Here is an 11,039-nt window from a genome sequence, read left to right as displayed (position 1 = left end):
GCAGAAATGCTGCCAATACGGGTTCTCGGCCCATCGCGCCACGACCGCCTCATCCGAGAGCGCGAAAGCATGCTGAAGATACAAAAGCCCCGCCACAAGACGCGGAGAGGTGGCGGGACGACCGGTGTGGGAGGGGAAGAACCCCGCCCATTCCCGCTCGAAGATGTCCCAGTCAATCAGGACAGCGAGCTTCACCAGTTCATGGCGCATGTCGATCATCTCGACCAATCGGGCGCGCAGGAGATCGTCCTGTTCCGGAGGGGGCTTTCGCGGCTTCATATCATGGCTCGAAATTGCAGGGTTCCTGCCCGGATAATATGAAATCCTGCGCTTCCTGCCCAACAAATTCGCGCCATATCCAAGAAAAATCAACGGGATAAGAGTTGTTCAGAGTGGACCATGTACGGAAATCGCGTATTTCTCGGCCAAGTACCGCAGTTGCGCCAGGGGGCGTCCTCCGTCGCCCATGTAGTTTTCCGCGTGAATCTCGAACCACTTCACCGCGCCTGCATTGTCACGGATATCCTGAAAATGCTGCGGCTTGTAGCCGACGCCGGGGGCGTGGGGCAGGGAAGGGAAACGGGCGGTTGCTGCGTCGGGCATTTGGGGCCTCGGGCTGGGATGGCAGAGAGGGCAGGGGCATGCGCAGACAGGCCGCGCACGCCCCCAAAGACAGCTTATGCGGGCAGATCGCGCATCAGCGGCTCGGTCGATCCGCTGCGCTCGGTGCCATCGGCCATCGCGGGAAGCTCTATCTCTGTGCAGGTGCCGGCATCGACCAGGCTCCAGGCATTGCCCTGATAATCAACCTTCGATGTGCCCTTGCAGGTGGTGCCTTCGCCTGCGGCGCAATCGTTCTCGCCGGCCAGCGCCACGCCAAAGCATTTTTCCTTTTCGCCAGCGGCCTGCGCGACAGAGGTCTGTGCGGCCAGGGCTGCGGTCAGGGCACCTGCGATGGCAACGGTTTTCAACATGGACATTTTGTTTCTCCCTCAGAGGTTAAAGTCGTATCGCCGGAGGCTGGAGGCGTTATTGCCCGCCAATGAAAGGCGATGACCAGAACATAGAGGGCGCAACGCGCAGCGCGCCAATCACGAGCGCGTCAGACACGGGTCTGTCAGCGATTCGTGTGCTCAGGCGGCAGGCCGCGCGCTGAAATCAAAGGATTTTTTCGGATTGGCGGCTGGATTGGTTACAAAACCTCTCCAATACCGCAGCAAAAAATCCGCCTTTGTTACAACAAATCCGGGGGCGTTGCGGCCCGGGCCAGATCGTTTGTTACTTCGCTCAGTGGCTCGACACTGGTCTGCTTTTCGCCAAGGCGCCGGACCGTGACGGTGCTTTCCTCGACTTCGCGCAGGCCACAGGCGAGGATCACAGGCACTTTGCCGACCGAATGCTCGCGGACCTTGTAGTTGATCTTCTCGTTGCGGGTATCGGCCTCGGCACGGATGCCGCGGGCGCGCAACTGGGCGACCACATCATGCACATAGTCGTCCGCCTCGGACACGATGGAGGCGACCACCACCTGTCGCGGCGCCAGCCAGAACGGAAGCTTGCCCGCGTGTTCCTCGATCAGGATGCCGATGAAGCGCTCGAAGCTGCCCAGTGTGGCGCGGTGCAGCATCACCGGGCGGTGCTTGGCGCCGTCCTGGCCGATATAGGTGGCGTCGAGCCGTTCGGGCAGGACGAAATCCACCTGCAACGTGCCGCATTGCCAGTCACGCCCGATCGCATCGGTCAGCACGAATTCCAGCTTCGGCCCGTAGAAGGCCCCTTCGCCGGGGTTGAAGCCCGGTTCGATCCCCGCGGCGCGGGTGGCTTCGAGCAGGGCCTTTTCGGACTTGTCCCAGACCGCATCGGCCCCGGCGCGCGTCTCGGGCCGGTCAGAGAACAGCACCTTGAATTCGGCAAAGCCGAGATCGCGATAGACATTCGAGAGGAAGTCGATGAACTTTTTGGTTTCCTCTTCGATCTGGTCCTCGGTGCAGAAGATATGCGCATCGTCCTGGGTGAAGCCGCGAACGCGCATGATGCCGTGCAGCGCGCCCGAGGGCTCGTAACGGTTGCAGGCGCCGAATTCGGCCATGCGCAGCGGCAGGTCGCGATAGCTTTTGAGTCCCTGATTGTAGACCTGCACATGGCAGGGACAGTTCATCGGCTTGAGTGCGTTCACGGCCTTTTCGCGGGCGTGTTCCTCGTCCACTTCGACGATGAACATGTTTTCCTGGTATTTTTCCCAGTGGCCCGAGGCTTCCCACAGCTTGCGGTCCACTACCTGCGGCGTGTTCACCTCGACATAGCCGCCCGCGGTTTGGCGGCGGCGCATGTAATCCTGCAACAGGGTGTAGATGGTCCAGCCGTTGGGGTGCCAGAATACCTGACCGGGGGCTTCCTCCTGCATGTGAAACAGGTCCATCTCGCGGCCCAGCTTGCGGTGGTCGCGTTTTGCGGCCTCCTCCAGCATGTGCAGATGCGCCTTCAGCTTTTCCTTGCCGGTAAAGGCAACGCCGTAGATTCGTTGCAGCATCTCGCGGTTGCTGTCACCGCGCCAATAGGCGCCCGCAACACTCATCAGCTTGAACGCGTCGGCGGGCAGTTGCCCGGTGTTTTGCAGATGCGGCCCACGGCAGAGGTCCTGCCAGTCGCCGTGCCAGTACATGCGCAGCGGCTCGTCGCCCGGTATCGCCTCGATCAGCTCGACCTTGAAGGGCTCGCCATTGTCCCGGTAATGCTGAATGGCGCGGGCGCGATCCCAGATCTCGGTGCGCACGGCATCGCGGGCATTGATGATCTCGCGCATCTTCTTCTCGATCTGGCCCAGATCCTCGGGGGTGAATGGCTCGGCCCGGTCGAAATCGTAATACCAGCCGTTCTCGATCACCGGCCCGATGGTGACTTTGACGTCCGGCCAGATTTCCTGCACCGCGCGCGCCATCACATGCGCTAGATCGTGACGGATCAACTCGTTCGCCTGAGGTTCGTCCTGCAGGGTGTGGATGGCGATCTGCGCATCATGCTCGATCGGCCACTGCAGGTCCCAGTGACGGCCGTCCACGGTGGCCGAAATCGCCTTTTTGCCCAAGGATTTGGAAATGTCGGCAGCGACGTCGCCGGGGGTTACGCCAGCGTCATAGCTGCGGGCATTGCCATCGGGAAAAGTCAGGGAAATCTGGGCCATAGTGGCACTCCTCGTCAGTTTGGCGCCTACGCGTGCGCCCGGTTGCGGGTGGGGGTTGTGACCATATGGCCAGGGCAGGAGGTCAAGTCAAGAGCGTATGTCGACGCTGCCGTACCACCGTGCCGGTGCAGGGCAAGACCTCTTAACCAACTGGCAACCATATGGAAAAATCTTGCGTCGCGGGCGGTGATGGCTATCAATAACATATAGACTCTTGGCGCGCCGAAACGTCGCGCCCGACAGGAGGTCCGGCAATGCCGAAATATAACCCGAATTTTGAGCTGTCCGCGGACGACATCGCGCTGATCGAGGATGCGCTGCATCAGACCCGGCGCGCGCTTTCTGCCACGGTCAGCCGCAACGATGCCAATGCGGATGCGACCCAACGCCGGATTCACGACCTGCTGGGGCGACTGGACAGTCAAAAGGTTTGCTTTCACCAGCAAGATACCTGTGTCGGCGCTTAGAACGGTTCGCGAAAAATCTGACGCGCCGATTTTCGCCAAGCACCCGCGTCAGATCAGCGAAACGCCGCAAGCCACCCCTTGCACCCGGCCCCCGCCGGGGTGAAACTGCGCCACAATCACCACAAGGGGCGCAAGGCATGACAGGGCAGAGCGAATTTCTGACAACCGGGCAGGGGCGGCGGATCGCCTATGTGCAGGTGCCGGCCACGCAACAGGCGACCGGACCGGGCGTGGTATTTCTGGGCGGCTTCAAATCGGACATGCAGGGAACCAAGGCGCTGCATATGGAGGCATGGGCCCGGCGCACCGGCCACGCTTTCCTGCGGTTCGATTATTCCGGGCATGGCCAGTCATCCGGTGAATTTACCGACGGATGCATCGGCGATTGGGCCGAAGACGCGCAGGCCGCGATTTCGGCGCTGACGACAGGCCCGCAAGTGCTGGTGGGCTCGTCCATGGGCGGCTGGGTCGCGCTGCTGATGGCGCGGGCGATGACATCGCGCATCGCCGGGCTGGTCACCATCGCCGCCGCCCCCGATTTCACCGAAGACAGCATGTGGGCGGGGTTCGATGAACAGCAACGCGCCCGCCTGCTGGATGAGGGCCAGATCTCGCTTCCCAGCGAATATGATGACCCCTATGTCATCACCCGAAAGCTGATCGAGGACGGCCGCGACCACCTTGTCCTACGCCAACCTTTACAACTGCCCTTTCCTGTTCGGTTTCTGCAAGGCACCGCCGATGTTGATGTGGATAAATCAGTCGCCTTGCGCCTTCTGGACCATGCCACCGGCCCGGATATGCGCCTGACACTGGTCGATGGGGCCGATCACCGCTTCTCGGACCCAACCAGCCTGTCGCTGATCGAAACGGCGGTTGAAGAGGTGATCGCACGCGACGGGGCACAGGGGTGAATGGAACCGCGCATCTCTCTGATAACCTTGGGGGTTCGCGATATGGGGCGGGCCGCGGAGTTCTATGAGACTCTCGGCTGGCAGCGTGTTGATACCCCGGACGGCGTGATCGCTTTTGATCTTTTAGGCCAAACCCTCGCCCTCTTTCCGCTCGAGAAGCTGGCAGAGGATATCGGCATCCCGGTCGAGGATCTGGGGCACGGCGCGATGACGCTGGCCCACAATCTGCGCAGTGCCGAAGATGTCGATGCCTTGCTGGAAAAAGCCGTAGATGCGGGTGCCAAGCTGCTCAAACCCGGACAGAAAGTGTTCTGGGGCGGGTATCACGGATATTTCGCCGACCCTGACGGCCATAACTGGGAAATTGCGCATAATCCGTTTTCCCCCCTGCGTGACGATGGCGCGTTCCGCTGGAACGGCTTTGGCTGATGCGCAAACCCGCCAGCATGTGGAGCCTGGAGGCGCTGGGCCGGGTGCGCCTCAGCCCGCATTTCTACATGCGCGATTTTCTCTATTCGGAAATCGGCAATTTCCACCGCATCCAGAACATCCCCGAAAACCCTGATCTGGCGATAGAAAACGGCCGGCAGCTATGCCTGCACCTGCTCGACCCGCTGCAGGAAACCTTTGGCCGGATCGCCATCCGCTCGGGCTATCGCAGCCCGGAGCTGAACCGCTTTGGCAACCAGATGAAACTGAACTGCGCCCGCAACGATGCCAATTACGGGCATCACATCTGGGACCGGGGCGACCCGGAGCAGCGCGGCGCGGGTACGTCGCTGGTGATCCCGTGGTTTGCCGACCAGTTTGAAAAGGGGCGCGACTGGCGCGATCTGGCGTGGTGGATTCACGATCATCTGCCATTCTCGGATCTGTGTTTCTTTCCGAAACTTTGCGCTATGAACCTCAGCTGGCGCGCCGCCCCGCGCCGCCTGATCGCCAGCTACATCGCCCCCAAGGGGACGTTGCTGGCGCATGGCGCGGCTCCGGACGAACCCGAAGCAGACCGTCGCAGACGTTATGCCGATTTTCCGGCCTTTCGCGGCATCACCTACCCGTCAGGCAGTTGACGCAACGCGGCGTTGTGGCAATGTGGGCGCAAAGTAAAACGGGCAACAGCCGGGCAGAAGGAATTGAGGCATGCAGGAGCCATTGGTATTCTTGCCGGGCATGATGTGTGACGCTCGCGTGTTTGGCCCGCAACTGACCGCGCTCAGCCCCGATTTTGCCGTGACCATCGCGCCCATCACCCAAGGCGACCGGATCGAGGAAATCGCGTCGAACCTGCTGGACGTACTGCCGCGCAAATTCGCGCTGGCCGGGCTGTCGCTCGGCGGCATCGTCGCGATGGAGATTCTGCGCCGTGCCCCCGACCGGGTCAGCCGGATCGCGCTGATGGATACCAACCCTCTGGCCGAGACCCCGGCTTCCTCTGCCGATCTGGAGCCGCTGATCATCAAGGTGCGCTCGGGCAATCTGGCAGAGTTCGTATCAGGCATCCTGCGCCCCGACACGCTGGCCCCCGGACCGGGCCGCGCCGAGGTGATGGCGCTGGTGAATGACATGGCCGAGCATCTGGGGGCGACTGTCCTGCTACGGCAGGTGCGCGCCATGCAGCGGCGGCGCGATTATCAGGCGGTGCTGCGGCGCTGCAAGACGCCGGCACTGGTGCTGTGCGGTGAACATGACGGGCTGACGCCGATCAAGCGGCACAAGTTCATGGCCGACCTGATTCCCTATGCCGTACTGGACGTGATTGAAGGGGCAGGGCACCTGCCAACGCTGGAGCGGCCCAACGCCACCACGCAGGCGCTTCGGGACTGGATGAAACAGCCGCTGGTCCTGCAATAGCGCGCCCGCCGTAGCGGGCGGCGCCAGCCGGGATGCTCAGGCGGCCGAGTTCCGGTTCGCGGGTTTTTTCACGGCGGTGGGCTTTTGCGCCTCGCCACTGTTGGCGTCGATGAATTCCAGCACCAGCGGGCGGATATTGTTGCGCCAGCTCTTGCCTGCGAAAATACCGTAATGGCCTGCATCGGGTTCCAGATGGTTGACCTTCCGCGAGTCCGGCAGCCCGGTGCACAGATCCAGCGCCGCCACACATTGACCGGGGGCCGAAATGTCGTCCTTGCCGCCCTCGACCGTCATCACGGCCACATTGCTGATCTTGCCAATGTCGAGTTGGCGTCCGGCGACGGTGAATTCGTTCTTGGCGATCTCAAGCCCCTTGAAGATACGCTCGACCGTCGAAAGGTAAAATTCGGCGGGCATGTCCATGACCGCGAGATACTCGTCGTAGAACCGGTTATGGTGGTCGTGGTCGCCATCCTGGTCCTTTGCCACGCGCGCGATCTGCTCGCTGAAGGCCTTGGCGTGTTTTTCGCTGTTCATCGAGATGAACGAGGCCAGTTGCAGCAGGCCGGGATAGACCAGCCGCCCGACGCCGGGATGCTTGAACCCGACGCGCTGGATCATCGTCTGCTCCAGTTGGCCCATCGTCACGCGACGCCCGAAATCCGTCACCTCTGTCGGGGTGGCGTCCGGGTCGATCGGTCCGCCGATTAGGGTCAGCGTCCGTGGCTGCGCCTCGGGCTCGTCCTCGGCCAGCATTGCCGTCGCAGCGAGCGCCAGCGGGGCCGGCTGACAGACGGCGATCACATGGATGTCCGATCCCAGCGCGCGCATGAATTCCGCCAGATAGAGCGTGTAATCCTCGACGTCGAACTTGCCTTCGCTGACCGGAATGTCGCGGGCATTGTGCCAGTCGGTGATGTAGACTTCGCAATTCACCAGCAGGCTCTTGACCGTCGAGCGCAGCAACGTGGCATAGTGGCCCGACATCGGCGCCACCAGCAGAACGCGCCGTTTCATCGGCTTGCGGCCCGGCACGGCAAACTGGATCAGGTTGCCAAAAGGTTTTTCGACGATGGTGTCGATATTTACCAGGTGGTCCCGGCCATCGACGCAGGTGAAGGTGCGGATGCCCCAATCGGGCTTCGTCACCATCCGGGCAAAGGTCCGCTCGGTCACTTCGCCCCAGGCCGACATCCACTGAAAGACGGGGTTTGGCGTCATGCTGAAGATCGGGTAGGATGCCATAGACAGGGCGGTCGCCCCCAACCATTGGTTCGTGTTACGGAGGGTTTCCATCATATCGTAAGTGGCCATATAGCGCATGAACGTCTCCTTGGGGCGCGGGGCCCGAATCTGGTGCCGCTCTGCCCCTCCCGACATAACGGCGTAATGCTGCATAGCAGAAAGATTAGGGAGAAACCATTTAAATGGCAACGCAAGACAATGCGATGGGCGAAAACCTTGAAAAGATGAGCGCAAATCTCGAGCGCGTCGAAGAGTTATCCCAGCGATTGATCAAGGCGCTGTCCAAAAAGAACCCGGCAAATCCGTCGTTGAACGGGCCGGATCAGGAATTGTTCGCCAAGGCGGCAATGTCCTATTGGACCGAGGCGCTGGAAAATCCCGGCAAGCTCTACGAACAGCAGGTGGAGTTCTGGGGCAAGTCGGTCCGTCACTACATGGAATCGCAGCAAATGCTGCTCAAGGGTGAGGCCGCCGAAGCCCCCGGCGAGGCCAAGGACCGGCTGAAGGACAAACGGTTTGCCAATCCCATGTGGGAAAACAACCCGTATTTCAGCTATGTGCGCCATCAATACCAACTCAACGCCGAAGCGATCGCCGAGGCGGTCGCCGAGGTTGAGGATCTGGAGCCCAAGGAAAAACGGCGGCTGGAATATTTCTCGCAGCAGATCATCGACATGATGTCGCCGACCAACTTTCTGGGCACCAACCCCGACGCGCTGGAACGCGCGGTCGAGACCGAAGGCGAGTCTCTGGTCAAGGGGCTGGAAAATCTCGTCGCCGATCTTGAGGCGAACAATGGCGAAATGGTCGTGCGTCTCGCGGACGAGAACGCGTTCAAGGTGGGCGAGAACATCGCCACAACCCCGGGCGAGGTGGTCTTTCGCAACGACGTGATGGAACTGATCCAGTACAGCCCCTCGACAGAACAGGTGCACGAGATCCCGTTGGTGATCTTCCCGCCCTGGATCAACAAGTTCTACATTCTCGATCTCAAGGAACAGAACAGCCTGATCAAGTGGATCACCGACCAGGGCTACACGCTCTTTGTCGTGTCGTGGTTCAACCCGGATGTCAGCCATTCAGATATCGGGATGGCCGATTACATCGAACAGGGATTCCTGACCGCGATCCGCGTCGCCAAGGAGATCACCGGGCAAAAGCAGGTCAATACCGTGGGCTATTGCATCGCGGGCACGACGCTGCACATGACGCTGGCCCTGATGGCCAAGCGCAAGGACACCAGCGTCAAGTCGGCGACATTCTTTACCGCGCTCACGGATTTTTCCGAACAGGGCGAATTCACGCCCTTCCTGCAAGATGATTTCATCGACGGGATCGAGGCAGAGGTGGAAGAGCAGGGCATCCTGCGCGCCTTCATCCTGGGGCGCACCATGTCGTTCCTGCGCTCCAACGACCTGATCTACCAGCCCGCGATCAAGAGCTACATGATGGGCGAACGGCCCCCGGCCTTCGATCTGCTCTACTGGAACGGCGATGGGTCGAACCTGCCGGGCGCGATGGCCATCGAATATCTGCGCGGTCTTTGCCAGCGCAACGAATTCGTCACCGATGGCGTCGAGATGCTGGGCGAGACGCTGCATATCCGTGACGTGAAGGTGCCGCTGATGTCGATCACCTGCCAGACCGATCATATTGCGCCGTGGAAGGACTGCTATCGCGGGTTCCAGCAGACCCGCGCAAAGGACCGCACCTTCATCCTGTCGGAATCCGGCCATATCGCGGGTATCGTCAACCCGCCCAGCAAGAAGAAGTATGGCCATTACACCAACGCCGATCTCAAGGACACGCCGGACGCATGGCTGGAAGGCGCAGAGCGCCACGACGGCAGCTGGTGGCCCCGCTGGGAGGCATGGCTGCGCAAGCGCTCCGGCAAGAAGGTCGCGGCCCGTCAGCCCGGTGATTCGGACCATCCCCCGATTGCTCCGGCCCCCGGTACCTATGTCATGCGTCGATCCAACGAAGAGGTTTAAGCGGAATATCAGCTACTTGCAGTGAAAATGCTGCAATGCAGAATAAACCTCTTGAAATGCCGCGCTGCAGCATGCATATTGTTTGCAGACGCAGAAAGCGGGATCGTCCCGCAAGCGACAAAAGGATTATTCAAATGGCTAAGCAACAAGACTTCACCACCGCAATGAAAGACATCATGGGTGCATTCCCGGTCGACACCAAATCGATGGAAGACGCGTTCAAGAGCCAAGCTGCTCTGAGCGAAAAACTGTCGGGTGTTGCTCTGGACGCAGCCGAGAAATCGGCTGAAATCTCCAGTAAGTGGACCAAAACCACTCTGGCGAAACTCTCGGACATGTCCAAAGTCAAGGCAGATCCGGCTGACTACGCCAAAGCAATGACCGATTTCGCATCGGCCAACGCCGAAGTTGCAGCCGAGAACATGGCAGCTTTCGCAGAAGTCGCGAAAAAAGTGCAGACCGAAACCGTCGAGCTGATGATGTCGGCTGGCCGTGACCTGCAGGCAGACGCTTCGAGCGCCGTCAAGAAAGCCACGGACGACATGACCGCCGCGGCGAAAAAAGCGACCGTGAAGTAAGAGAACATCGGATCGTAGTATCGCGCCTCCCCGCGATGCCTGCGAATGGATGAGGGCGAGCCGTTTCGGCTCGCCCTTTCTTTTTGCTGCACATGCGACTAGGCTTTTCTGCACTGCTGCATTTTCAAGGCGTTTCGCAAAACGTTCATGGCAGCTGAATGATGCCTTCGCGTCTCGGCATGATGCCGACGCAGGTTCATGCCAAAACGATTTAGGGAGGAATCCACCGTGGTCGACACTCAAAAGCCCCTTCTGATCAAGAGGTACGCCAGCCGTCGGCTCTACAATACCGAGACGTCCGATTACGTGACTCTCGAGGACATCAGCCAATTCATCCGCAGCGGTCGCGAGGTGCAGATCATCGACCTGAAATCGGGCGACGACCTGACCCGGCAATACCTGTTGCAGATCATCGCCGAACACGAAAGCCGCGGCGAAAGCGTGCTGCCCACCAACGTTCTGAACGATCTTGTGCGCAGCTACACGACTCAGGCCAGCAGCATCGTGCCCGAATTCCTCCAGGCCAGTTTCGAGATGCTCCGCGACGGGCAATCCAAGCTGCTCGAAAACATGACCAAGGCCACCCCCCTCGCGGCGATGCCCGGCATGGAAGCGATGCGCGCCCAGCAAGAGGCATTCATCAAGGCAATGACCGGCGGGCTGGGCCCACACGGCACCACCTCCCCCGAATCCACGGGCCCCGAGGCGGGCGGCAGCGCAGGCAAGGCCAAGTCCGGCGACGAAAACCTGGACGATATCAAGCAGCAATTGGCCGAATTGCAGCGTAAACTGTCCAACCTCGGCAACTGACA

At 60.7% G+C, this 11,039-nt stretch carries 12 protein-coding genes and 1 pseudogene; 8 read left to right on the top strand and 5 right to left on the bottom strand.

Annotated features, from left to right (window positions below; genetic code table 11):
- From O3306_RS09310 to thrS, 4 genes and pseudogenes are all read right to left on the bottom strand, one after another.
- A partial coding sequence (locus O3306_RS09310) for a transposase (RefSeq protein WP_272006105.1) occupies positions 1 to 279 on the bottom strand: 279 nt, incomplete at its 3' end.
- A 117-nt stretch (positions 280 to 396) separates the two neighbouring features.
- Positions 397 to 603: pseudogene (locus O3306_RS09305) on the bottom strand (multinuclear nonheme iron-dependent oxidase); the annotation flags it as partial.
- A 74-nt stretch (positions 604 to 677) separates the two neighbouring features.
- Positions 678 to 980 (bottom strand): BufA1 family periplasmic bufferin-type metallophore, encoded by a 303-nt coding sequence (locus tag O3306_RS09300; RefSeq protein ID WP_272006103.1) that lies wholly within the window; start codon positions 978 to 980, stop codon positions 678 to 680.
- A 254-nt stretch (positions 981 to 1,234) separates the two neighbouring features.
- Entirely contained in the window at positions 1,235 to 3,181 is a 1,947-nt protein-coding gene (thrS, locus tag O3306_RS09295; protein WP_272006100.1) for a threonine--tRNA ligase, read from the bottom strand.
- Between the two features lie 254 nt (positions 3,182 to 3,435).
- On the opposite strand from thrS, the gene O3306_RS09290 reads away from it, so the two are divergent.
- The 5 genes from O3306_RS09290 to O3306_RS09270 all read left to right on the top strand — a co-directional run bounded on the left by O3306_RS09290 (position 3,436) and on the right by O3306_RS09270 (position 6,413).
- Positions 3,436 to 3,648 (top strand): hypothetical protein, encoded by a 213-nt coding sequence (locus O3306_RS09290; protein ID WP_272006098.1) that lies wholly within the window; start codon positions 3,436 to 3,438, stop codon positions 3,646 to 3,648.
- A 137-nt stretch (positions 3,649 to 3,785) separates the two neighbouring features.
- The gene (locus O3306_RS09285; protein WP_272006095.1) at positions 3,786 to 4,562 is read left to right on the top strand and encodes an alpha/beta hydrolase; all 777 of its coding nucleotides are present in this window, start codon (positions 3,786 to 3,788) and stop codon (positions 4,560 to 4,562) included.
- Positions 4,563 to 4,991, top strand: coding sequence for a VOC family protein (locus O3306_RS09280; protein WP_272006092.1), 429 nt, complete (start codon positions 4,563 to 4,565; stop codon positions 4,989 to 4,991).
- Positions 4,991 to 5,632, top strand: a complete 642-nt coding sequence (locus tag O3306_RS09275; protein ID WP_272006090.1) for a hypothetical protein — start codon at positions 4,991 to 4,993, stop codon at positions 5,630 to 5,632. Before O3306_RS09280 ends, O3306_RS09275 begins: the two co-directional genes overlap by 1 nt.
- A 70-nt stretch (positions 5,633 to 5,702) precedes the next feature.
- On the top strand, positions 5,703 to 6,413 hold the full coding sequence (locus tag O3306_RS09270; RefSeq protein ID WP_272006088.1) for an alpha/beta fold hydrolase: 711 nt from the start codon (positions 5,703 to 5,705) through the stop codon (positions 6,411 to 6,413).
- 36 nt (positions 6,414 to 6,449) lie between these two features.
- On the opposite strand, the gene phaZ is transcribed toward O3306_RS09270, so the two are convergent.
- Positions 6,450 to 7,736: a polyhydroxyalkanoate depolymerase gene (phaZ, locus tag O3306_RS09265; RefSeq protein ID WP_272006085.1), complete on the bottom strand. Its 1,287-nt coding sequence runs from the start codon at positions 7,734 to 7,736 to the stop codon at positions 6,450 to 6,452.
- Between the two features lie 104 nt (positions 7,737 to 7,840).
- On the opposite strand from phaZ, the gene O3306_RS09260 reads away from it, so the two are divergent.
- The 3 genes from O3306_RS09260 to phaR all read left to right on the top strand — a co-directional run bounded on the left by O3306_RS09260 (position 7,841) and on the right by phaR (position 11,037).
- Positions 7,841 to 9,649, top strand: coding sequence for a PHA/PHB synthase family protein (locus O3306_RS09260; protein WP_272006083.1), 1,809 nt, complete (start codon positions 7,841 to 7,843; stop codon positions 9,647 to 9,649).
- Between the two features lie 134 nt (positions 9,650 to 9,783).
- Positions 9,784 to 10,227, top strand: a complete 444-nt coding sequence (locus O3306_RS09255; RefSeq protein WP_272006108.1) for a phasin family protein — start codon at positions 9,784 to 9,786, stop codon at positions 10,225 to 10,227.
- A 228-nt stretch (positions 10,228 to 10,455) separates the two neighbouring features.
- Positions 10,456 to 11,037, top strand: coding sequence for a polyhydroxyalkanoate synthesis repressor PhaR (gene phaR / locus O3306_RS09250; protein WP_272006080.1), 582 nt, complete (start codon positions 10,456 to 10,458; stop codon positions 11,035 to 11,037).
- Positions 11,038 to 11,039: the final 2 nt, after the last annotated feature.

This window comes from Roseovarius sp. ZX-A-9, assembly GCF_028369135.1.
In the GTDB taxonomy this organism is placed as follows: Bacteria; Pseudomonadota; Alphaproteobacteria; order Rhodobacterales; family Rhodobacteraceae; genus Roseovarius.
This window is presented reverse-complemented; position numbering and strand designations above follow the sequence as displayed.